This window comes from Rhodococcus sp. IEGM 1354 (genome assembly GCF_030056855.1).
Lineage (GTDB): Bacteria > Actinomycetota > Actinomycetes > Mycobacteriales > Mycobacteriaceae > Rhodococcoides.
This window is the reverse complement of record NZ_JASHKT010000007.1, coordinates 126761-149989: the sequence shown is the minus strand read 5'-3', so window position 1 is coordinate 149989 and position 23229 is coordinate 126761. Positions and strand designations below refer to the sequence as shown.

Here is a 23229-nt window from a genome sequence, read left to right as displayed (position 1 = left end):
GGGGATCGGGTCGGCACAATCCTGGGGAGGAATCGTGGCGTCGACTCCGACGACGAAATGGCAGGTGGGCGGGTACCGCTTTCTCGTCCGCCGAATGGAACATGCCCTCATCAGGCGCGACGCGCGGATGCTGCACGACCCGATGAAGTCGCAGTCGCGCGCGCTCATGGTGGGTGTCGTCGTCGCATGTGTGGGTCTTGCAGGGTGCGCTGCCCTGGCGCTGTTTCGGCCTCAGGACAAGATCGGCGACGCGTCGATCGTGGTCGGTAAGGAGTCGGCCGCCATGTTCGTCAGCGTCGACGGCGTGTTCCATCCGGTGCTGAACCTGGCTTCGGCGCGGTTGATCGTGGGAAGGCCCGACAACCCTGTGACGGTGAAGGAATCGGAACTGGCGTCGCGACCTCGCGGTGCGCTGGTCGGAATCCCCGGTGCCCCATCGGCGTTGCCGAACGACCCCGACGGAGAGGCCGAGTCGTGGACCGTGTGCGACACCGTCGATCCGATCGCCGGCGTCACGTCCACGACAGTGATCGTGGGGGAGCCCCGCTACGGCGAGAACGCGGCTGCGCTCGGCCCGTCCGAAGCATTTCTGTGGGCTTCGGGTGATGCGGCGTATCTCGTCCACGACGGAACGAAGTCGCCCGTCGATCTGGCGGACAGAGCAGTCGTTCGCGCGCTGGGCCTCGAGGATGCGACGCCGACGCCGGTCAGTGCCGGTCTGCTCAACGCGGTGCCGCAGTCGCCTGCGGTCACGGCCCCGTTCATTGCCCGATCGGGTGAGATACCCGCCTACCCGTTCGACAACCGGCCCATCGGCTCCGTGGTCAAGGTTGCCGGCCGCGACGTGCAGTACTACGTCGTGCTCGAGGACGGCATCCAGGCCATCAGCGAAACCGCAGCCCTGCTCGTCAAGTTCGCCGACTCGCAGGGCAGTCCCGACATCGCGGCCGTGAATCCCGACGTCCTGGCCGACGCTCCCAAGACGATGTCCGGGCTCGACGTATCGACCTTCCCGCCGACGACTCCCGACATCGTCGACTCGGGCCAGAGGCCCGTCGGGTGTCTGACGTGGTCACCACTCGATGTCGCCGACGGTGGGCCGACTGCGCAGCTGGTCGAATCTGCCGGACGTGCGTTGCCACTCGATACCACCGCATCACCGGTGGAACTGGCTCAGGCGGACGGCGGCGGTGATGCGGTCGACCAGGTCCATCTGTCACCGGGCAGCGGCGGATTCGTCCGAAGCACCGGTATCTCGACTGCCAGTACCCGTCAGGACAGCGTCTTCTTCGTCGCAGACACCGGAGTTCGCTACGGAGTCGAGGGTGCGGATGCAGCGTCGGCATTGGGCTTCGGACTCCCGGCACCTGCACCGTGGCAAATTCTGCAGTTGCTGGGCAGCGGACCGACCCTGGGGCGCGGTCAGGCGCTGACCATGCACGACGGGGTCGCGGCGGACCCGCAGGCAGCCGCGGTTCCGTCCAAATAGTCCCAGTGAGTGGGCTAGCCGATCACAGTCGCCGACGCAGGGGAATGGAGACTGCCATTCCGAGGCCCAGAATGACCGCGACCACCACCGACCCCGCCACCGCCGCATCGCGTGGCCGATGATCGACGGCGAGCGGTGGGAGCGGCGCACCGATTGCGACTGCGTCTGCGGGGACGGTTCGCTGCGTCGGTGTCACGACGTCGGTCACCGCAGCGAGTGGATCGACGACGCCGTGGCCGACCACCGGATTCCATCCGTCGGCCGGAGCATGAGCTGTTCGCTCGATGCGGTCGATCACTTCGAGAGCGGACAGATCGGGCCTGTACGCCCGCACCAGTGCGGCTGTCGCAGCGACGAGCGGTGCGGCGAAACTGGTTCCGCTCATGGGAACTACGCCGTCGGTGCCCCGAATGCCGTTGGCCAGACCGTTGCCCGCCGGTGACAGCGACGTCATGTTGGAGCCCGGAGCAGCCACGTCCACCCATGGTCCGGCCAGGCTGAACGACGAGGGCGAACCGTCCAACTCGACCGAACCGACGGTCAACACGTCGTCGAACCAGGCAGGTGTCGCGATGGTCGCAAACCCTTCCCACGGGTCTGCCTCGGGCCGGACCGGGTCGGGCATGGGGTTCTGTGTCCTGCACGCTTCGCTACCGAAGTTGCCTGCCGCAGCCACGACGACGGCGTCGCTCTCACGAACGGCGTACTGCACTGCTGCACCGAGTGGCCCGTCGGCGACGCCCGCGCCGGCTGGGACGCACGCCACTTCGGAGATGTTGATGACCGATGCGTCTGCGTCGGCCGCCGCCCGGATTGCCATGGCCATCGTCCGAACGTTGCCGTACCCGGCAGCGTTCTCGGGTTCGGTCGTCTTCTCCGGGTCGGTCCTGTCGTCCACGACTTGAAACACGTTGCTGGACTGGCGGATCGACAGGATACGGGCGTCCGGAGCGCCGCCGGCGAAACCGCTGCCCGAGGCCGTCTGTGCGGCGATGAGACCGGCCACCATCGTGCCGTGCGCGTCACAGTCGAGCAATCCGTCGCCGGTGCCGACGTAGTCGCCCCCCGGAATCAGACCCGGAAGACGTGGGTGAGGCGTGACGCCCGTATCGATGACGGCAATCAGTTGACCGGCTCCGCGCGTGATAGGCCACACGGACGCGAAGTCGAGTGCCTGCTGCGCCGTCGGTATTTCCTGGGCGTCGATCGTTTCGGAGGGGACGGCGCACGCGTTCTTCTGCTCGGTCGGTTCCAAGGGACCGGGAGGGCTGGGCGGTGGCAGTTGCACCGGATCGATCAGCGGGCGTTCGGCGTGCGCGAAGGACGGTCCGATCAGTGCTTCGTAGGTCAAGGTCAGGATGGTGAGCGCGGAAACGGCGAGCGCTCGACGCCGGCGCGTGGTCACAGTCCGCGGACGACGCTGTACAGACCGCACACCCATACTGCGATCGGAATGACGAGGGCGATCGCGGCGTATTCCACCAGTTCGGCCGAACGCCGCATCACCGGCGAATAGTTGCGGGTCGGAACCAGGGCTCCGAACACGGATGCGACGACGGCGGCGGCCAACGCCGCGCCGAACAACTCGAGTGCACGGTCCGGCAATGTGATCACTGCCCCGACCGAGAGCGAGAACAGGATGACCGCACCACCTCCGACGAGTGAGACGGCATGTGTGACAACGGCATACGTACGTCCGCGCAGAAGCAGCACCAACGCACACAGTGCGGCGAGGACGATGCCGGGCCACCCGGAACCGGTCGCGGTGTCACTCGCCGCCGCAACAAGTACCCCCATCACTACCACGACCGTGAACGCCGCGAGCAATCCCGTCAGGTAGCTCCGTGCGCGCGTGGCTGCCACCTGCAGATCTGCGAACGACATCGAATCGAGTTCTGCCTCCTGGGCGGTGTCCAGTGGCGCACCAGCGGTGGGAACGGGAGGTAACGGAAGCCGCGCCTGCATCATCGACAGGCGGGCCGACACGGCGATACCGGTGAGACCTACCAGTGCTGCGACGGTACCGATGGCCGCCGGCGTCATCACGGTGAACAACGCGCAGGCCGCCGCGGCGAACGCCGACACTGCCAGCACGATCGACGCGGTGAACACGGCGAGCCCGGCACCGCCGATTCGCAGGGACAACAGGGCGATCGAGCCGACCATGGCCGAACCCAACATCACGTGAGCTGCACCGAACTGGCCGGGTACGAACAGACTTCCACCGGTGAACATCAGCGCCGAGGCACATCCCCCGAAGAGCACCGCGACGGCCACCTGCTCGTACAGTCGGCCGAGGATCATCCCCGCAACGGCGAACAGGACCGCGGCCGCGACCGCGGCGACTGCCTCGACCGGGCTGCTTGTGTTCTCGGCACCGGCTCGCACCGGGCCACTCAGAACGATTCCGCAGGCGAGCAGCACCATCGAGCCGGTGATGATCGAACCGACCGTGCGCGCAGTACGCGCGGTCCACTGAGCCACGTCGTCGTCGCCGGCCCGGGCCACGGCGTCCATCAGATCGTCGAACAACGGAGTCGGTGCCGGACGCTCGGCGACACCCAACACGAGCAGGTCGCCGTCACGTACGCCCAGTTCCGACAGTGTGGACGTCGACGGTAGCGGCGGACGTCCGATACGGGACAGCGTCCAGGCCCCCGGCAACCCGTCGGCCTCGGAGTCCGCGGTCCGGCTTCGGACTCGACCCGGTTCCTCCGCAGGCTCCGCTCGTGACGCGATCATGTCGACAATCCCCGGAATCAACAGCGACACCGGAACGTCCACGGGCAGAGCCATATCCACCTGAGTCGACCTCGCCAGCACCGTCACCCGGCACACGTCCTGGGCGACGACCGCACGCAGCCCCTGCGCACGACGGGCCGGGTCCGATGCGACGGTCGGTTCGGCTGCGTCGGATGGTGTATTCGTTGTTGCGGGACGGCTGTCGGCGCGTGTCATGGATATCCCCCCGGATGCGTGCAGAGCGCGTATCGATGCCCGCCCCCGGGCATCATGCGTCCACACCCTACGACATCACGCCGACACTCGGCCGTTCGTCGCCCCCGGCGAGACTTGCTCCCAGCAGTCAGGCAGGAACCAGCTCGCTCACCTGGGCCAGCAGCTCGAACGACCTGAGCCAGGATCGACGATCGGACACACCCGAGGCGACGATCAACTCATCTGCTCCTGTGCGTTCGGCGAATCGGTCGAGGTACTCCCTGACCATGTCGGGTGTGCCGACGGCCGAGTACTTCGTCATCTTCGAGATCTGTTGCCCAGCGGGTGCTTCCAGCACCATGTCGGCTTCTTCGTCGGTGAAGGTGCGACCCCGTCCGAGCAGCAGGCTCACGCGGCTTCTCTTGGTGCGGAGGAACTGGGCCTGAGCCTCGGCTACGGTGTCCGCGGCGATCACGTTGACGCCCACGATGAGGTGAGGTTCCGACAGCTGCGCCGACGGGCGGAAGTCGCGGCGATAGATTTCCACGGCCCGCTCGAGTGCGTCGGGTGCGAAATGCGACGCGAATGCGTAAGGCAGGCCGAGGGCTGCCGCGAGCTGTGCGCCGAAGAGAGACGATCCGAGGATGTACAGCGGCACCTCGGTGCCGGCACCCGGCGTGGCACTGACCCCGGGGACGAGGGACTGGTGAGACAGGTACCCCTGCAGCTCCTGGACGTCCTGGGGGAATCGGTCCGAGGATGCCGGGTCGCGGCGCATGGCGCGCATGGTCACCTGGTCGCTGCCGGGGGCGCGGCCCAGTCCGAGATCGATCCTGTCCGGGAACAACGTGGCCAACGTGCCGAATTGCTCGGCGATGGTGAGCGGCGCGTGGTTGGGAAGCATGATCCCGCCGGAGCCGAGTCGAATTCGCTTCGTGTGTGCGGCCACGTGCCCGATCAACACCGACGTCGCCGACGATGCGATCGTCTTCATGTTGTGATGTTCGGCGTACCAGATGCGCTGGTAACCCCAGTTCTCGGCATGCTGGGCAAGCGTCACGCTGGCGTCGAAACTGTCTCGGATTGTTTCGCCCTCGCCCACGTGTGCGAGATCGAGGATGGACAGGGGTACGGACACGGAAGCCGACCTTTCGTTCGTCGAACATGTGCGGCCATGGGGCCGCATTCTCCGTTCAACCGAATTCGGTGCCGTTCTATTTCTCGTATCCCGATGCTTGGACGCAACTGTGGACCCTCCGGTTGCGCATGCGTTAGCCTGTCGTCCACGCGGCCTCGGGGGGAGGTCGCCGCTGATGCAGTTGTGGGGGCGCGGCCGTGGGGGCTGATCGATGAGTACCGTGCGCTTCGTTCGCAGCGCGCGCCGGGAAGTACCTCGGTCACCGGGCGGCGAGGTCGTACTTCAACCGCCACCTCCGGTACCGCGCGCGGTACCCGGCAATCTCCTGATGAAGCTGATGCCGCTGGTGATGGTTGCCGCAATGGTCGGAATGGTCGCGCTCATGTTCACTTCCGGTGCAGCAGCGAACCCGATGATGTTGATGTTCCCGGCCATGATGCTGATGTCGATGGTGGGGATGTTGGCCGGCGGGGGCAAATCCGGGGGAGCACGCACCGCCGAGGCGAACGAGGACCGCAAGGACTATCTGCGCTATCTCGACCAGCTTCGACGCGACGTCGCCGACACCGAGCGAGATCAGCGCAAGGCACTCGAGTGGAGCCACCCGGATCCGACCACTCTGTGGTCGACGGCCGGAACGCAGCGCATGTGGGAACGACGGCCCCAGGACGCCGACTTCGCGCACGTGCGGGTCGGGCTCGGCGATCAGCGTCTGGCGACCCGATTGGTGCCTCCCGAGACCGGACCTGTGGAAGAGCTCGAACCGGTGTCCGCGGTGTCGCTGCGCCGATTCGTGCGAGCGCACTCGGTGGTGGCCGAGTTGCCGATTGCCGTGTCGCTCAGGGGCTTCGCTGCTCTGTCGGTAGCTGGGGACCGCGACGCCGCTCGTGCGATGGTGCGCTCGATGGTCGCGTATCTCTGTACTTTTCACGGACCGGATCACCTCGCGGTGGCCGTCGTCTGCGGCCCCGACACCGTGGAGCAGTGGGAATGGACCAAGTGGCTGCCGCACACACAACACGACGTGTTGCGAGACGGTGCCGGTTCTGCGCGGATGATCTTCGGCAGCGTCCTCGAGCTCGAGAGCGCGCTGGGGGACGTCCTGTCGATGCGCAATCGCTTCGCACGTGGAGCGGCGACCAGTGGGGTCACGCAGTTGGTGATCGTGGTGGACGGCGGACTGGTTGCCAACCGTTCGACCGACCTCACCGACACCGGTCTCGATTCCGTCACCATCATCGACCTGTCCGGGTTGTGCACGCGACTGGCGGCAACTCGCGGACTCCAGCTGGTGGTCGAGAACGGCTCGATCGGTGCGGTCAGCGGCACGGCAGTCGAGGTTTTCGCTGTGGCGGACGCGATGAGTAGCACCGAAGCGCACGCCGTTGCTCGACGCCTTTCTCCGTATCGCGCGCCGTCGTCGCCCTCCGCTGTCGATACCGTCACCGACGACGGGGCCGCAGTGTCGGGATGGAACAGCCTCGTTGGAATCGCCGACATCGGTGCGCTCGATACGGATCGAGCGTGGACCGTGCGTCGCGGTCGCGACCGGTTGCGGGTACCCATCGGCGTCGCACCCGACGGCAGCGCGGTCGAGATCGATCTGAAGGAGTCTGCCGAGAACGGCATGGGTCCACACGGATTATGCATCGGCGCAACGGGTTCGGGTAAGTCGGAGTTTCTGCGTACCCTCGTTCTCGGGTTGGTGTCCACGCACGCGCCGCAGCAGTTGAACCTGGTACTCGTCGACTTCAAGGGCGGGGCGACCTTCGCCGGACTCGAGGCCGCGCCGCACGTTGCGGCGGTGATCACCAACCTGTCCGAGGACCTGGCTCTGGTCGATCGGATGCGTGATGCCCTCGCCGGCGAGATGAACCGTCGGCAGGAGTTGCTGCGCTCGGCCGGCAACTTCGCCAATGTGTCCGATTACGAGAAGGCGCGCGCAGCGGGAGCTGCTCTGGCACCGTTGCCTGCTCTGTTCGTGGTGGTCGACGAGTTCTCGGAATTGCTCAGTCAGCAACCGGAATTCGCGGAATTGTTCGTGGCCATCGGGCGACTCGGACGTTCGTTGCACATGCACCTCTTGCTGGCCAGTCAGCGTCTGGAAGAAGGCAAGCTGCGCGGACTCGACAGTCATCTGTCCTATCGAATCGGCCTGAAAACGTTCTCGGCCAACGAATCACGTTCGGTTCTCGGTGTCCCCGACGCGTACCACCTGCCTGCTCAGCCCGGTGCCGGCTATCTCAAGTGCGACTCGGCCGAGATCGTCCGCTTCGCTGCGGCCTACGTGTCCGGACCGTACGTTCCACCACGTTCGACTGCGGGGACACCCGCCGCGCAGGGCGTCGATATCCGTCCGAGGCCGTTCACCGCATATCCGGTCCTGTTCGATCCCATCGAGAACGACCTCCGTGTCGAGCCGGTGGCCGAACCGAATCCGGTCGAGACCGAGGAAACGGGGGCGACCGTTCTCGACGTCGTCGTCGGCCGAATCGCCGGCCGCGGTATGCCGGCCCACGAGGTATGGCTACCGCCGTTGGACAAGGCCCCGACACTGACCCACTTACTGCCTCGGTCGGTACTGAGCGGCGGGGTCGATCCGCTGAGCGCCCTTCGTGCGCCGATCGGCATCATCGACAGACCGTTCGATCAGCGGCGGGATCTACTGACCGTCGACTTGTCCGGTGCAGCCGGGCACGTGGCGATCGTGGGGGCGCCGCAGTCGGGTAAATCGACGGCCCTTCGGTCGCTGATCATGGCTCTGGCGATGACGCACACACCCGCTCAGGTTCAGTTCTACTGCTTGGACTTCGGGGGTGGAACGCTGGCCGGGTTGGCCGAACTACCGCACGTCGGGTCGGTGGCCAACAGATTGGACGTCGACCGAGTACGCCGGACCGTGGCCGAGGTCGCGGCTGTCGTTCGTCAGCGCGAGAAGACTTTTCGAGATCGCGGCATCGATTCCATGGTCGAGTTCCGGCGGCTGCGGGCGATGCAACCGGTCGATCCGAACGACCGGTTCGGCGACGTCTTCCTGGTGATCGACGGGTGGCAGTCCATCAGATCCGATTTCGAGAGTCTCGAACAACAGATCGCGACGCTGACGACCCAGGGACTGGCATTCGGTCTGCACCTCGTTCTGACGGCCTCCCGCTGGGCGGAAGTGAGGCCCGCGACGAAGGATCTGATCGGGACCCGACTCGAGCTTCGACTGGGAGATCCGTCGGACTCGGACATCGGCCGAACGAAAGCCGCCAGTGTGCCGCAGGGCCGGCCGGGTCGGGGCATGACCAAAGACGGTCTGCACCTGCAGATCGCACTGCCTCGGGTCGACGACAGTCGATCGGTGGCCGACCTGTCCCGAGCTGTCGCAGAGTCCGTCACCGCGATTGCCGCAGCGTCCGCAGGGCCGCCTGCCCCACCGGTCCGCATGTTGCCGGAGATGATCGAACGGTCGGAAGTGCTCGATCGACTCGGTGGCACCTGGCCTCGCGACCGCGGCACCGTTGCGGAACTGAGAATTCCGATCGGCATCGACGAGGCCGAGCTGGCTCCGGTGACGGTCGACTTCGCGGAGAATCCACATTTCGTCGTATTCGGCGACAGCGAATGCGGGAAGACGTCCCTGCTGCGGGGGATCTGTCGATCGTTGGTCGATGCGAACCCACCGGATCGAGTGAAACTGATCGTGGCGGATTATCGTCGAACTCTGCTGGGCACAGTCGATTCCGAGCATCTCGCCGGCTACGCAGCCGCGCAGGCGACGTTGACGGCGATGATCGTCGATCTGGCCGGCAGAATGAGCAGGCGCATGCCGGGATCGGACGTGACCCAGCAGCAGCTTCGAGAGCGGTCGTGGTGGGACGGGCCCGAGGTGTTCGTCGTCGTCGACGATTACGACCTGGTGGCCACTGCGTCCGGAAACCCGTTGTCGCCCTTGGTCGAGCATCTGCCGCACGCCCGGGACATCGGGCTGCACCTCATCGTGGCGCGTCGCTCGGGAGGGTCGGGGCGGGCACTGTTCGACCCGGTGATCGGGCGGCTGCGCGACCTGGTGACTCCAGGATTGGTCATGAGTGGGAGCCGAGACGAGGGGAGTTTGATCGGCACCGTGCGCCCGAGCCCGATGCCGCCCGGACGTGGAGTGTTCGTCGATCGGTCCGGCCATGCGCTCGTGCAGCTCGGACACTCGAGTTGACGAGGCCGCAGTGGCGTTACGCGGCCGTGCATCTGAGTCATTCGGAGATTTCTGTCATCGCGTCCGGCGCGCCGCTGCAGGGTCCACGCGAACACGTCGGATCCGCATACGCGGTATCGGAGGGTGGTCGTCTCGTCTTCGGGCGGGCGGGTGTGGACACCGAGGTCCCTCCGCTGCTCTGTCTGGACGATCGATCGATCCTCGTGGGCGGCGCTGTATGGGATCGCGGCGAAGTCTTGCACGGGATCGTGTGGTCCGCGCTGCAGGGAGCCGGGATACGTGACCGACTCGATCTGCTCGAGATCGCGTATCCCTCGACGTGGGGCGACGAGCGTCGGGAGCTCCTCCGCACCGTGTTCGCCACGTCGGCGAGCGAGGTCGTCGTCGTGGAGACGGCGATCGCCGCGGTCGCGTCGGCAGGAGAACGCGCACCGGCCGCTGCGGTGGTGATCGAAGTGGGCACCCTCGACACGACGGTCGTCCTGGTGGACGAGTCGGGAACTCACGGCGGCGACATCGGTGCAGTTCTTGCTGTCGGAGTACGAGACGACAGCTGGCGACGACGAGCCGATGACTACCTTCGGTCGTCGGTGTCGCGATGTCCCGAGGACATTTTCATCGTGACGGAGTCGGGTTCGAGCTCGCGCCCCGCTGCGGATGATCCGGCACGATGGCTGACAGGTCTCGACGTGGCCAGGTCTCTGTATCGACGCGCGGGAGCGGAAGTGGAGACTGCCCCGCCAGGGCGAGCCGCGGCTGGGCGTTCGGCGGCATGGCTCGACGAGGTGACCGTCGCGGTGCCGCCTCCCCGGAGAAACGGATTGTCGGTTCGAGCGCTCGGTGCGGTCGCCGCATCGATCATCGTGGCCGGTGGTGTCGTGGCACTGACGTCGGTCCTTCGGTCTCCGGGAGAGGCGGCCGTCGCGACCTCGCCGCCGTTCGCAGTGCCTGCCACCCAGACCGTGTCGGCGACCGAGGCCACCTCCGCAACCGAAGCCACCCCCACGACCGAATCGAGCTCGGCGACAGCGGTATCGGCGACGTTCGTCTCGGGCCGGGCGTCGCTGCGACTACCGGCGACCTGGACCAGGATGGAGGACTCGGCCCGGATGGTGTTGATTCCGCCGACAGCACCCGAGCGTCGCATCGTCGTCACGGTGAAGGAACTGGTGCCCGGCTCGACGCTCGAACAGGTTGCGTCCGAGCTCGGTGCGGCAGTCGACGCGCGTGGACCCGACTCCACGATCGGATCTCTGGAAGCTGCCCGTGATTTCGGGGGTCGGGTGGGGATCTCGTACGTCGAGCGGCCGGCCGATGCGTCCACTGTGCTGTGGCGTGTGCTCGTCGAATCGGACGTGCAGGTGAGCATCGGCTGTCAGTTCGAGGGAGCGGACTCGTCCGCGATCGACACCGAATGTGATCAGGCCACCCAGACTCTGGAGATCGTGCCGATGCGTTGAGGACCGCGCGCAGATTTTCGCCGTATGCCGGAACCGAAACGAGGGGTGGCTGCGTCCAAGGAGATGTAGGGGAGTGAGCGGGCCGCACGCGGTCCCTCGGTCGAGCGACATGTACGCCGCAGGCGTACGTGGATACGAAAAACGAAGCAGAGGAGTCGAAGTGGGATATCCAGGGGGACCGGAATCTACGGGTTCGTCGAACGGCGTCACCGTCACACCGCAGGAGCTCGTTGCTGCCGGAGCGACGATCGAGGGCCTGAGCGTATCGATCAATGCGTCCAACTCGGCCGTGCGTTCCATCGTCGAGCAGACCGCCGAGGCGTGGGTGGGCAAGGCCGGCAAATCGTTTCAGGATGTCATGGCGCAGTGGGACACCAGTGCGCAGAAGATGCGCAGCGCGCTCGAGCAGATCTCGGCGGACATCAAGACCAACGGCCACGGCTACTCCGATGCGGACGACGACAACGTGGCGGCTGTGAACCAGGTGGCGGGATCGCTCGGTTCGGGACTGACCACGTTCAACTGACGGCACGACCGGCCACCGAACGACCGACCACACGACCGAGTTCTATTTAGGAGACTGATTCGACATGAAGTACGACTTCGCTCAGATCGCGGCGTTGACCGAGGCGATGAACAAGCAGGCGAATGTGACCAAAGACCTTCTCGCCGACGTGGACGGCACTGCGAAGAGACTCTACGAATCGTGGGAGGGCGACGCGATGACGTCCTACTACGAACTCCAGCGTCAGTGGAACTCCGCATCCGACGAGCTCAATCTCATCCTGTCGAGCCTCGTCGCGGCCGCCCGCACCGGCGGCGAGACCATGCACGGAGTGGAGATGGCCAACAAGGCGCGCATGGCGCGCTGACCGTCGAGACGAGCGTCGTATGCCCCGATCGACACTGTCGGTCGGGGCATACGACTGTCGAGGGGCCGCGGCACCTGGCGTGGGTTGCGGTGGCAGTGTGTACTGGACGGATGACGGATTTCGGGACGGCGATCGATGCCGAGCGGTCTCGCGCCGAACACCGACTGAACTCCCTTCGTGACGAGCTCGCGTCGGTCATCGAAGGCAGCCGGTGGACCACCGACGACGACGAGCACGACCCGGAGGGCTCCACCATTGCGTTCGAGCGTGCCAAGATCGCAGCCCTGATCTCCGACACCGAGTCCGAGATGCGCGAGCTCGACGCTGCGTCCACGCGGTGGGATCTCGGTACGTACGGCACGTGTGAGCGGTGCGGTGAGTCGATACCGGCCATCAGGCTCGAGGCATTACCGGCGGCCCGCCGCTGTGTGCACTGCGTCCGCCTGTCTTGAGTCGGTCTTCTGCGTCGGAGGCGTTTTGACCTGGGCACCGGCTCCCGGTATCGTCTCCCTTTGGCGTGTATGGGCTCGCCGCGTTCTTTCGATGCGCAGAGCTCTTGTCCTCGGGTCTCAACTGGCCGCCGAGGGCATCCACACGTCTTGGCCAGCAGCGACATCATGAAGACAGGAATTTTCTGTGTCTACTTACGCCCCGAAGGCCGGGGACACCACCCGGACGTGGCATGTGATCGACGCCACGGACGTCGTGCTCGGACGCCTCGCCGTCCAGGCCGCGACACTGCTCCGCGGTAAGCACAAGCCCACCTACGCACCCAACGTCGACGGTGGCGACTTCGTCGTCATCATCAACGCCGAGAAGGTTGCCATCAGTGGCAACAAGCTCGATGGCAAGTTCCACCACCACCACTCCGGTCATCCGGGCGGTCTGAAGTCGCGCTCGACGCGTCAGGTGCTCGAGAACAACCCCGACCGTCTCGTGGAGAAGGCCGTTGTCGGCATGATCCCGAAGAACAAGCTCGGAAATGCCATCGCGAGCAAGCTGAAGGTCTACGCGGGACCGAACCACCCGCATGCCGCTCAGCAGCCCGTTCCGTTCGAGATCAAGCAGGTGTCCCAGTGACGGCGCCGGAGGGAAATGACGTGACGTCGCAGGAGAACATCGAAGAGATCGCCGCCGACGAGTTCGTGGCAGTGGAAGATCCCGAGGTGGCCACGGAAATCGAAGCTGCTGCAGCTCCGGCCCCCATCGTGTTCGATCGCCCGATCCAGACCGTCGGCCGCCGCAAGGAAGCCGTCGCTCGTGTTCGGTTGTCCTCGGGCACCGGCGGATTCAAGCTCAACGGCCGCACCCTCGAGGATTACTTCCCGAACAAGGTGCACCAGCAGCTGATCAAGGCTCCTCTGGTGCTGGTCGACCGCGCGGAGTCCTTCGACATCGTGGCACTGCTGCACGGTGGCGGACCGTCGGGACAGGCAGGCGCGCTGCGTCTGGCCATCTCGCGTGCGCTGATCGAGCTCACCCCGGACGATCGCCCGGCCCTCAAGGCCGCCGGCTACCTCACGCGTGACGCGCGTGCGGTCGAGCGCAAGAAGTACGGCCTGAAGAAGGCCCGTAAGGCGTCGCAGTACTCCAAGCGCTGACGCGTCTTACCCGTTCCATCCTCGAGGGCAGGCTCCAGCAGTATCGGATGCCTGCCCTCGAGGCATTTTTCGACGATGTTCTCTCTGTTCGAAGGGGTCTTCATTCATGGCGCGATTGTTCGGCACCGACGGAGTGAGGGGACTCGCAGGCGGGGTCCTGACGGCAGAGCTCGCCATGACCATCGCCCGGGCTGCCGCCGCCGTGCTGGCACCGGACGTCGACGGTGGTCGACGGACAGCGGTCGTCGGCCGTGACCCCAGAATCAGCGGTTCGATGCTCGGTGCCGCGGTGTCGGCCGGGCTCACCGCTTCGGGCGTCGACGTGATCGACGTGGGCGTGCTGCCGACACCCGCGGTCGCCTACCTCACCGGCGAATACGGCGCAGCGCTCGGCGTGATGATCTCCGCCTCGCACAATGCGATGCCCGACAACGGAATCAAGATTTTCGCTGCAGGCGGGCACAAGCTCGATGACGACATGGAAGATCGCATCGAGGCGTTGCTCGGGGTGGACGGCCGAACCGCACAGCCGGTCGATGTGACGGGCGCTGCCATCGGTCGTATCGACGTTGCTCCCGACGCTGCCGAACTCTATGCCGGGCACCTCGTTGCACCGCTCTCGCACCGACTCGACGGTGTCACCGTCGTGGTGGATTGCTCGCACGGTGCAGCCTCGACGGTCGGACCGGAGATCTACCGCCGGGCCGGTGCGACGGTCGTGGCGATCAACGCCGAGCCCGATGGACTCAACATCAACGACGGGTGCGGTTCGACGCACTTGGAAGGGCTGCAGAAGGCTGTCGTCGAGCACAGGGCCGACCTCGGGATCGCGCACGACGGAGACGCCGACCGCTGCCTCGCTGTCGATGCCTCCGGTGCGGTGGTGGACGGGGACGCGATCATGGCTGTGCTGGCCATCGCGATGAGTGAGAACGGCACGCTGACCGACAACACGTTGGTCGCCACCGTCATGAGCAACCTCGGGCTCCACATCGCGATGCGCGAAGCGGGAATCACGTTGCGTACCACCGCAGTCGGTGATCGATACGTCCTCGAGGAGTTGCGCCGCGGAGGGTACGCACTCGGTGGTGAGCAGAGCGGACACGTCGTACTGCCCGCGATCGGGACGACCGGCGACGGGATCGCCACCGCGCTGCGCCTGATGGAGAGAATGGCCCGGACCGGACGCTCCCTGGCAGATCTGGCGTCGCCGATGCGCACGCTGCCCCAAGTGTTGATCAACGTACGTGTTACGGACAAAGCTGCGGTGGCGTCGGCACCGTCGGTGTCGGACGCCGTGGCCGTTGCCGAGCTCGAGCTCGGCGAATCAGGACGAGTTCTGTTGCGCCCCAGCGGGACCGAACAACTCGTGCGAGTGATGGTGGAAGCGTCGGAACTCGACGTCGCGACCCGGCTCGCCGAGGAGCTGGCGGGCCGGGTCGCGGCGGTCTGATCGTCGGGCAGTGTCCGATCGTCAGGCGGTGAGTTGTCGCAAGGCGGTGAGCTGCGCGACGCGTCCTGCGGTGTTCTCGGCCAACGGTGCGACGTTGAGTGTCGTGACGCCGGCTTCGGCGAAAGCTGCCACGCGTTCCTTGACGTAGCTCTCCGGTCCGATGAGGTTCACCGAACGCGCCAGCTCGTCCGGAACCGCCGCTGCCGCTTCCTCTTTCTTGCCGGCGAGGTACAGATCCTGAATCTTCTCGGCCTCGGCTTCGTAGCCGTAGCGCTGAGCGAGCGAGTTGTAGAAGTTCTTTCCCTTGGCGCCCATGCCGCCGATGTAGAGCGCCAGGTGCGGCTTGACCCAGGGGAGGTACTTGTCCGCGTCCTCTCCGATGGCCAGGGTGGGACTGGCGAACACCTCGAGTTCGCCGAGTGACGGATCGCGTTTGGCCTTGCCTGCGGCCAACGATTCGCCCCACACGTCGGCTGCCTTCTCCGGGAAGTAGAAGATGGGCTGCCAGCCCTCTGCGATCTCTGCGGTGAGCTCCACGTTCTTCGGGCCGAGTGCGGCGATGACGACCGGAATGCGTTCGCGCACAGGATGATTGATCAGCTTAAGTGGCTTGCCCAGGCCGGTTCCCTTGTCTGCCGGCAACGGGATCTGGTAGTGCTTGCCCTGATACTGCACTTTCTCTCGACGCCACACCTGGCGGCAGATCTCGATGACCTCACGAGTTCTGGCGATGGGTGCGTCGTACTTGACACCGTGGAAACCCTCGACGACCTGTGGCCCGGATGCGCCGAGTCCGAGGACGAATCGTCCGTCGGAGACGTAGTCGAGGCCGGCGGCCGTCATGGCCGTCAGCGACGGCGTTCTGGTGTAGATCTGGAAGATGCCCGATGCGATCTTGATCGTGCTCGTCTTGGCCGCAAGGAATCCGAGTTGGCTGACGGCGTCGAACGAATAGGCCTCGGGCACGAAGATGATGTCGAGGCCCGCCTTCTCGAGTTCGGCTACCTCGGCAACGGTCTCGGTGAAACCACCGCTGTAGTTCAGCATCGTTCCGATGTGCATGGGACTCCTCGTTCTCGAGTAGCTGGTGGAGCTGCTCGGTTGTCTGTTACCGACGTTTCGTATCGGGACGTTACCGCTCGCCGGGGAACCGATGGGAGTCGGCGCACGTCATAGAGGGAAAGGGGCACTTCGAGCGGGAACGGGCGGGCTATGAGCGACGGATTCTGGGTGGACGCAGTCCGCGTGCGCGAGGTGGCCGACTCGATGACGGCGTCGGCGGAGGCCCTGGGTGCGGCAGCCGATTCGATCGCCTCGCCGGCATTCGGTACCGCGGCCGCAGGACGGAACTACGGAGACCTGGGCGCGGCCTATCTCGACGCCCACTCCGGGCTCGGACGAGCCGTCGGGGTGTGGCGATCGTCGGTCGACGACATCGCGGATGCCCTCGTCGCTGCGATGAATGCGTACGAAGTACAGGACGACGTCGACGCGCACGCGATCGACTCGGTGCGGTGACCGTGTCTTCCACCTCGCCCGCCGAGGCGGCATCGGTCGACGAGATTCTCGACGCCAATGCCGTCGGACTGCTGTATTTCGAGCGTTTCCTGCCGTTGGCCGAGCGCGTGCCCGGCAGCGAAGTCCCGCGCTACGACGAGGTGTGTGCACGGTACGACGAGCAGCGCGGCCTGAATCTGGAGGCTCTGACGTCCGACGCAGATGCGGTCGGGGCGATGGCTGCGGCGCTGAAAGAACAATTGGACGAGCAGGCGCAGCTTCTGATCGTTCTCCGACTGCGGTGGCACGGTGACGCCGGTGAGGCGGCGCAGCAGTACGTGGGCACCGAGCAGGAGAGAGCAGGGGTGCTTCTCGACTCGGTCGAGGATGCGCTGCAGACGATGTACGCGGCCGTGGACGTGCTGCGTGAGGCGGTGACCGACAAGGCCGAGCTCGTCGGAAGCCTCGATACCGACGCCGTCGACGGACACGATGCAGACCGGACCGACGCGCTTCTGCTGGCCTCGGGCATCGAGTGCGTTCCGGTCGACCGGGCAACCGTGTTCGCCCGCCTGGCACCGGCGTTTCCGGAATGGGCCGAGCGAATCGCGCGTGCAGACGTATCGGACGAGTTCGCGGCGGAGGTTGCCGACCGGTCTCGAGAATGGATCGAGGGCGAGTTCGTGCCACATGTGCAACGCACGTGTGCCGCAGTGTCGTCTGCCTGCACTGCCACGGATACTGCCGTTCGAGATTGCTTGGCCCTGGTGGTGAAGGTCATCGAGGAAGTCGTCCAACCCGTGTTCGACGAGCTCGACGAGCGCAGCTGGGTGCCGCTGCCTGTTTCCGAGCACTCGAGCGAGCGGTCGTCGCCCGAGAACTCCCCAGCGGCGGTCACGGCCGGAGCCGGGGGAGAGGCAGTCGTCACCGGACCCGCATCGGCAGCCCAACCTCCGTCCGGGCCGCCGGCGCAACCGGCACCTGCTGCGGATACACGTGCCACCGGTCCCATGGCGTGGGGCGAAACCGGGACCGACAACGGTCGTGGAGACGGGCGAGTCGATGCAGTCGCCGGGCTCGTCGACAGCGTTGTGGACGACATCGTGAGCCGGGTTGTCGAGGCGCTCGGCACCAAGATCGGTGCCGAAGCACCCGACCCGGTCACAGAACCCGGCCCCACTGCAGAACCGGAACCCACTGCAGAACCTGAACCCACTGCAGAACCGGAACCCACTGCAGAACCGGAACCCACTGCAGAACCGGAACCCACTGCAGAACCCGAACCCACTGCAGAACCCGGCCCGGCTACAAAGCTCGATTCGATCCCGTCGCCGGAATCCGGTGATGCATCGGAGGCCGCCGGCGAGCGCGGCCATCTCGAGGCCGAACTCGACGGCCATCGTGCCCGTATCGCACTGGAACACGACGGTGCCGTGTCGCTTCGCCTCGAGACACCGGGTATCGGGGTGCGCACGTTCGAGCTGCGCGTCGGTCCCTTCGGGTTGCCCGAGATCGTCGAAGTTCCCGGGACCGTCGATCCGAGCAGTGTCGGGGTGTCGAACCGGTCCTCGGCGAACGCGGAACCGCCGGAGCCGGCGGCGGGGCATCGAACCATCACCGATGCAGAACCCGAGACCGAACCGGCACCTCCTTCTGTCGAGTCCGGCGCTCCCGAGCCGAACACAGTGACCTCACCGCCGGCGGATGTCGCACCGGCCGACGAGCCGCAGGCGGGTGATGCGCCGACCGACCTGCCGCCTGCAACGACAGCGGATACCGCGGATGTATGCGTTCCGGAAACTTCGGACGAGGAGCACTCCGTCCGGCAGGGCCCGAACGAGGCTCATGAGGTGAGCGAGGTGCCTCCCGCTCCCGTGGCCCCTCCGGTCACCGAACCACAGCCCAGCTCGGCGGGTTCCGGCGCGGGCTTGAGCGAGGCGGGTGCACTGTGAATTCGGATCCGGCGTGGCGTCGTGAACTGCATCGCATTCGCGACGCGCATCGGACTGCGATGGCGGATGCCGCAGAACAGCTACGTCATCCAGAAGAGTCGGTAAGACCCGATGCGGGACAGGAGTTTTCAGGCCAACCGAGCAAAGACGACACTCGGTCGGCGGCGGGCTCGCTCTTGCGCCCGGCGCACCTGGATCGGCGGCAGGGCGCACCACACGTCGAACCGGACCCCGACGAGCAACCCCGATCGTGGCTGGTGTGACGGCGCCGAGCCGGAAGGGTCAGCCGCGTCCCAGCAGTGCCTTGATCGAGGCGGTCGCCTTCGGCTTGGGCTGCTCGGTCAGCGGCGCGTGAGGATCGACAGCACGGGTGCCGGCGATGTCGCCGTTCGTTCCGGCCAATTCCTCGTAGTCGGAGTCGCCGGTCAGGTGGTAGAGCAGAAATGCGGTCAGTACAGCGCGGGTGCGTTGCTGGGTCTTGCGGTCGGAGCTGTTGACTCCCAGTGCGCGGAGCATTCGCCGGCCTTCGACGAATCCGTCTGCCGTCGAGCCGTCGATCCGTCGGAGGACGGATGGTCCGTGCCAGGCCTGGGCGAGAGCCAGTGAATTGTCGTTGAGCGAATCTGCGTTCGAGCTGTCGCCGACGACCAGTCCGGGCACGTCGAGGCCTGCGGCGGCGTCCTCGGACGACGGTGCCGTCGGTGCCGGAAACAGGGCGGCGACCGCTTTGACATCCGGTCGTCGGGAGGCAGCGAGTACGGCGGTCCCGGCGCCCATCGCGTGACCGACTGTGGCCAGATTCTCGGGATGCACGCTGATGTTGCCCGAGCCCAGGCGAACGCCGGTCATGATGTCGAGCACAGTGCCCAGGTCGGTGGCGAGTCCGCGGTGCGAGGGCACGAGGCCACGCTCGGTGTCGGGTGCTGCCACGACGAACCCCCACGACGCCAGGTGCTTCAGGGTGTCGGTGTAACTGCCGGGGCGCAGCATCCAACCGTGCGCGAACGCCACACCGGGCAGGCCGAAGCCTTCGGCCGGGGTGTAGACGACGCCAGGTTGCCCGGCCAGGGCCAGGTTCCCTCTCAGTACCTTGTGCGGGCCACGCTTGGAGAGAGCAGATGCCAGCTTCTTCGGTTTCGCCACGAGAGATGACGCTACCGAATGTGCTCGGGTATGGGGACGCCGGACACGGCGACCTGAGCGAATGGGTCGTGCGCGTCGTGCCGAGTACCCTGATGCACCATGTGCGGAATCGTTGGATATGTCGGCCACCGCCCAGCTTTGGGTGTCGTGGTCGAGGCGCTTCGGCGTATGGAATATCGGGGCTACGACTCCGCAGGAATCGCGATACTGGACGGCGCGGGCTCTACGGAGGTGGAGCGCAAGGCCGGGCGGCTGGCAAACCTCGAGGCCGAATTGGACGACATCGGCACCGATACGTTCGTCGGGACCACCGGCATGGGACACACGCGGTGGGCGACGCACGGGCGTCCGACCGACCGCAACGCTCACCCACATCGCGACGCGTCCGGAACGGTGGCGGTGGTGCACAACGGCATCATCGAGAACTTCGGTCCGCTGCGTGCCGAACTCGAAACGGCGGGTGTCGAGTTCCTGTCCGACACCGATACCGAGGTCGCTGTCCACCTCGTCGCTCGGGCATACGCGGACGGGCCTACGGCAGGCGATTTCGTGGCCAGTGCGAAGGCAGTGCTGCGTCGCCTCGAAGGTGCGTTCACGCTGGTCTTCACTCATTCCGACCACTCGGACACGATCGTCGCCGCGCGTCGGTCGACCCCTCTGGTGCTCGGAGTCGGCGACGGCGAGATGTTCCTCGGTTCCGATGTCGCTGCGTTCATCGAGCACACTCGAGACGCCGTCGAACTCGGGCAGGACCAGGTCGTCGTCATCACCGCAGACGGCTACGACATCAGCGACTTCGAGGGCAACGACGCCCAGGGGCGACCGTTTCGGATCGATTGGGACCTGGCTGCCGCGGAAAAGGGCGGCCACGACTACTTCATGCTCAAGGAAATCCAGGAGCAGCCCGCCGCCGTGGCCGACACGTTGCTCGGTCACTTCGACAAGGGCCGGATCGTGCTCGACGAGCAGCGTCTCTCCGATCAGGAACTGCGTGACGTCGACAAGGTGTTCGTCGTCGCCTGTGGCAGTGCCTACCACTCGGGTCTGCTCGCCAAGTACGCCATCGAGCACTGGACCCGGCTGCCGGTGGAAGTGGAACTGGCCAGCGAGTTCCGCTATCGCGACCCGGTGTTGGATCGGTCGACCCTGGTCGTTGCCATCTCGCAGTCCGGCGAGACGGCCGACACTCTCGAAGCAGTGCGGCATGCCAAGGACCAGAAGGCCCGCGTCCTTGCGGTGTGCAACACCAACGGCTCCCAGATTCCCCGCGAGGCCGATGCAGTTCTGTACACGCGTGCAGGTCCGGAGATCGGCGTCGCGTCGACCAAGGCGTTTCTCGCCCAGGTGACTGCGAACTACCTCGTCGGCTTGGCTCTCGCTCAGGCGCGCGGCACCAAGTATCCGGACGAGGTGGCGCGCGAGTTCGCCGAACTCGAAGCGATGCCGGAGTTGGTGCAGCGGGTGCTCGAGACCGTCGAGCCGGTGCGTGCGCTCGCGCGCGAGCTGTCGACGTCGTCGACCATCCTGTTCCTCGGTCGACACGTCGGTTACCCCGTCGCTCTCGAAGGTGCGCTCAAGCTGAAAGAGCTCGCCTACATGCATGCGGAGGGCTTCGCGGCGGGTGAGCTCAAGCACGGACCGATCGCACTGATCGAGGACGGCGTTCCGGTCATCATCGTCATGCCGTCGCCCAAGGGCCGTGCCGTGTTGCACTCGAAGATGCTCAGCAACATCCGCGAGATCCAGGCGCGCGGTGCTCGGACGGTCGTCATCGCGGAGGAGGGCGACGAAGCGGTCCGGCCTTTCGCGGACAGCCTCATCGAGATCCCGGCGGCATCGACACTGCTGCAGCCGTTGCTTTCGACGATTCCGCTGCAGGTCTTCGCAGCCGAGGTCGCTCAGGCTCGTGGTTACGACGTGGACAAGCCACGAAATCTGGCCAAGTCCGTCACGGTCGAGTAGTAGTAGCGGCGGGGCTCGAAACACACGACGGTACGAGCGGGAGGACCTCGGCATGCGCGGCTACTACACACCCGAGCAGATCAGGAACGCCGAGGCTCCGCTGCTGCAATCGTTGCCCGACGGCACGCTGATGCGCCGCGCTGCGTACGGCTTGGCCTCGGTGGTGGCGCGCGAGCTCTTCTCGCGAACCGGCGGCGTCGCGGGGCGACGAGTACTGGTACTGGTCGGATCGGGAGACAACGGCGGAGACGGACTGCGGGCAGGTGCGTTCCTGCGCAGGCGCGGGGTCGTGGTGTCCGCGCTGCTGCTCGATCCGGACCGTGTGCACGCCGAAGGTCTTGCGGCCCTGCGTGCCTCGGGCGGACGGGTCGTAACGGAGCCGGACGATCCGGACCTCGTCATCGACGCCATCGTCGGGATATCCGGGAAGGGTCCGCTACGTCCTCACGCTGCCGGGATGGTCGACCGGATCACCGCGCCCGTCGTCTCCGCGGACATCCCCAGTGGCGTCGATGCAGAAACCGGTGAGGTGTCGGGGCCCGCGGTGACCGCCGATGTCACCGTCACGTTCGGCGCTCGCAAACCGGTGCACGTGTTGGCCGTACCCCGTTGTGGCCGAATCGACGTGATCGACATCGGGCTGACCCTGCCGTCACCCGAGATCGAGTCCTTCGAGCCGGCCGACGTTGGCCGAATCTGGCCGATTCCCACCGCGTCGGACGACAAGTACTCGCAGGGAGTCGTCGGCGTGTTGGCCGGCAGCGCCACGTATCCCGGGGCCGCGTTGCTGTGTGTCGGCGCAGCCGTCGCCGCCACGTCCGGGATGGTTCGGTACGTGGGAAGTGCCGGCGCAGAAGTGGTCTCGCATCACCCGGAGGTCGTCGTCGCACCGGATCTGGATGCAGCGGGGAGGGTGCAGTCGTGGGTCGTCGGCCCCGGCTTCGGCGCGGACGAATCCTCGGCGGACATCGTGCGTCGAGTGCTCGAATCGAATCTGCCGGTGGTCGTCGACGCCGATGCATTGACGATCCTCGCGGACAACGAGCAGTGGGTCGTCGATCGCACTGCACCGACGCTGTTGACCCCGCACGCCGGGGAGTTCGCCCGCCTGACCGGATCGGAACCCGGTCCGGACCGCGTCGCGGCCGTACGAGGCCTCGCCGCTCGGTGGGGCGTCACCGTGCTGCTCAAGGGCCGCGCGACGGTCGTCGCCGACTCGGACGGCACCGCGTTCGTCAGCGACGCGGGCGGATCCGCCGCGTCCACCGCCGGATCCGGGGACGTGCTGTCCGGCGTCCTCGGTGCCCTGCTCGCAACCGGAATGGCACCGTCGACGGCGGCCGCATGCGGGGCCAAGGTGCACGCACTGGCCGCAGCCCATGCCGCGCACGGAGCCGATGGCGAATTCGCCGCCCCGATCTCGGCGACACCGTTGTCGAACAGCCTGCGAGAAGCCATCCGGACGGTCCGCTCGGTCGCTGTCTGAGCTGCACCGGGCTCGCCGGCCGACCTGACGGTGTGTCATGA

The 23229-nt window shown here is 66.3% G+C and carries 18 protein-coding genes; 13 read left to right on the top strand and 5 right to left on the bottom strand.

Annotation, left to right across the window (positions count from 1 at the left end):
- Positions 1-34 precede the first annotated feature (34 nt).
- Complete coding sequence (gene eccB, locus QM588_RS17055; protein ID WP_283315067.1) at positions 35-1489, top strand: type VII secretion protein EccB; 1455 nt, start codon at positions 35-37, stop codon at positions 1487-1489.
- 22 nt (positions 1490-1511) lie between these two features.
- Here eccB and mycP read toward each other — a convergent pair whose 3' ends face one another.
- The 3 genes from mycP to QM588_RS17040 all read right to left on the bottom strand — a co-directional run bounded on the left by mycP (position 1512) and on the right by QM588_RS17040 (position 5564).
- Positions 1512-2930, bottom strand: coding sequence for a type VII secretion-associated serine protease mycosin (gene mycP, locus QM588_RS17050; protein WP_442972940.1), 1419 nt, complete (start codon positions 2928-2930; stop codon positions 1512-1514).
- Positions 2891-4447 (bottom strand): type VII secretion integral membrane protein EccD, encoded by a 1557-nt coding sequence (gene eccD, locus QM588_RS17045; protein WP_283315064.1) that lies wholly within the window; start codon positions 4445-4447, stop codon positions 2891-2893. The genes mycP and eccD overlap by 40 nt, the downstream gene beginning before the upstream one ends.
- A 127-nt stretch (positions 4448-4574) precedes the next feature.
- Positions 4575-5564: an LLM class flavin-dependent oxidoreductase gene (locus QM588_RS17040; RefSeq protein WP_283315061.1), complete on the bottom strand. Its 990-nt coding sequence runs from the start codon at positions 5562-5564 to the stop codon at positions 4575-4577.
- Positions 5565-5775: 211 nt separating this feature from the next.
- Here QM588_RS17040 and eccCa point away from each other — a divergent pair, with 211 nt between their 5' ends.
- The 8 genes from eccCa (at position 5776) to glmM (ending at position 15148) form a co-directional block, all read left to right on the top strand.
- The gene (gene eccCa / locus QM588_RS17035; RefSeq protein WP_283315059.1) at positions 5776-9762 is read left to right on the top strand and encodes a type VII secretion protein EccCa; all 3987 of its coding nucleotides are present in this window, start codon (positions 5776-5778) and stop codon (positions 9760-9762) included.
- A complete protein-coding gene (locus tag QM588_RS17030; RefSeq protein WP_283315057.1) occupies positions 9759-11222 on the top strand; it encodes a type VII secretion-associated protein in 1464 nt (487 codons plus the stop codon). Before eccCa ends, QM588_RS17030 begins: the two co-directional genes overlap by 4 nt.
- A 160-nt stretch (positions 11223-11382) precedes the next feature.
- Positions 11383-11748, top strand: a complete 366-nt coding sequence (locus QM588_RS17025) for a WXG100 family type VII secretion target (RefSeq protein WP_283315055.1) — start codon at positions 11383-11385, stop codon at positions 11746-11748.
- Positions 11749-11812: 64 nt separating this feature from the next.
- Positions 11813-12094, top strand: a complete 282-nt coding sequence (locus QM588_RS17020; RefSeq protein ID WP_135047012.1) for a WXG100 family type VII secretion target — start codon at positions 11813-11815, stop codon at positions 12092-12094.
- 110 nt (positions 12095-12204) lie between these two features.
- On the top strand, positions 12205-12546 hold the full coding sequence (locus QM588_RS17015) for a TraR/DksA family transcriptional regulator (protein ID WP_283315053.1): 342 nt from the start codon (positions 12205-12207) through the stop codon (positions 12544-12546).
- A 184-nt stretch (positions 12547-12730) separates the two neighbouring features.
- Positions 12731-13174: a 50S ribosomal protein L13 gene (gene rplM / locus QM588_RS17010; protein WP_027496344.1), complete on the top strand. Its 444-nt coding sequence runs from the start codon at positions 12731-12733 to the stop codon at positions 13172-13174.
- The gene (rpsI, locus tag QM588_RS17005; protein ID WP_027496345.1) at positions 13171-13695 is read left to right on the top strand and encodes a 30S ribosomal protein S9; all 525 of its coding nucleotides are present in this window, start codon (positions 13171-13173) and stop codon (positions 13693-13695) included. Before rplM ends, rpsI begins: the two co-directional genes overlap by 4 nt.
- A 106-nt stretch (positions 13696-13801) precedes the next feature.
- Positions 13802-15148: a phosphoglucosamine mutase gene (gene glmM / locus QM588_RS17000; protein WP_283315052.1), complete on the top strand. Its 1347-nt coding sequence runs from the start codon at positions 13802-13804 to the stop codon at positions 15146-15148.
- A 21-nt stretch (positions 15149-15169) separates the two neighbouring features.
- Here the strand turns inward: glmM and QM588_RS16995 are convergent, their stop codons facing one another.
- Positions 15170-16210, bottom strand: a complete 1041-nt coding sequence (locus tag QM588_RS16995) for an LLM class F420-dependent oxidoreductase (RefSeq protein WP_283315050.1) — start codon at positions 16208-16210, stop codon at positions 15170-15172.
- Positions 16211-16360: 150 nt separating this feature from the next.
- On the opposite strand from QM588_RS16995, the gene QM588_RS16990 reads away from it, so the two are divergent.
- Both QM588_RS16990 and QM588_RS16985 read left to right on the top strand, forming a co-directional pair.
- Entirely contained in the window at positions 16361-16666 is a 306-nt protein-coding gene (locus QM588_RS16990; protein ID WP_283315049.1) for a type VII secretion target, read from the top strand.
- Between the two features lie 2 nt (positions 16667-16668).
- Complete coding sequence (locus QM588_RS16985) at positions 16669-18597, top strand: hypothetical protein (protein WP_283315047.1); 1929 nt, start codon at positions 16669-16671, stop codon at positions 18595-18597.
- Positions 18598-18879: 282 nt separating this feature from the next.
- Here the strand turns inward: QM588_RS16985 and QM588_RS16980 are convergent, their stop codons facing one another.
- The gene (locus tag QM588_RS16980) at positions 18880-19740 is read right to left on the bottom strand and encodes a dienelactone hydrolase family protein (RefSeq protein WP_027496351.1); all 861 of its coding nucleotides are present in this window, start codon (positions 19738-19740) and stop codon (positions 18880-18882) included.
- Positions 19741-19839: 99 nt separating this feature from the next.
- Between QM588_RS16980 and glmS the strand changes: the two genes are divergently transcribed.
- Positions 19840-21702, top strand: a complete 1863-nt coding sequence (gene glmS, locus QM588_RS16975; protein WP_283315046.1) for a glutamine--fructose-6-phosphate transaminase (isomerizing) — start codon at positions 19840-19842, stop codon at positions 21700-21702.
- Positions 21703-21754: 52 nt separating this feature from the next.
- Positions 21755-23188, top strand: a complete 1434-nt coding sequence (locus QM588_RS16970) for an NAD(P)H-hydrate dehydratase (protein WP_283315044.1) — start codon at positions 21755-21757, stop codon at positions 23186-23188.
- The last annotated feature ends 41 nt before the right edge of the window (positions 23189-23229 follow it).

Coding starts and splice junctions, on each gene's coding strand:
- mycP (WP_442972940.1), bottom strand. CDS start 2,930: ATGGGTGTGCGGTCTGTACAGCGTCGTCCGCGGACTGTGACCACGCGC.
- eccD (WP_283315064.1), bottom strand. CDS start 4,447: ATGACACGCGCCGACAGCCGTCCCGCAACAACGAATACACCATCCGAC.
- eccCa (WP_283315059.1), top strand. CDS start 5,776: ATGAGTACCGTGCGCTTCGTTCGCAGCGCGCGCCGGGAAGTACCTCGG.
- QM588_RS17020 (WP_135047012.1), top strand. CDS start 11,813: ATGAAGTACGACTTCGCTCAGATCGCGGCGTTGACCGAGGCGATGAAC.
- QM588_RS17015 (WP_283315053.1), top strand. CDS start 12,205: ATGACGGATTTCGGGACGGCGATCGATGCCGAGCGGTCTCGCGCCGAA.
- glmM (WP_283315052.1), top strand. CDS start 13,802: ATGGCGCGATTGTTCGGCACCGACGGAGTGAGGGGACTCGCAGGCGGG.
- QM588_RS16995 (WP_283315050.1), bottom strand. CDS start 16,210: ATGCACATCGGAACGATGCTGAACTACAGCGGTGGTTTCACCGAGACC.
- QM588_RS16990 (WP_283315049.1), top strand. CDS start 16,361: ATGAGCGACGGATTCTGGGTGGACGCAGTCCGCGTGCGCGAGGTGGCC.
- glmS (WP_283315046.1), top strand. CDS start 19,840: ATGTGCGGAATCGTTGGATATGTCGGCCACCGCCCAGCTTTGGGTGTC.
- QM588_RS16970 (WP_283315044.1), top strand. CDS start 21,755: ATGCGCGGCTACTACACACCCGAGCAGATCAGGAACGCCGAGGCTCCG.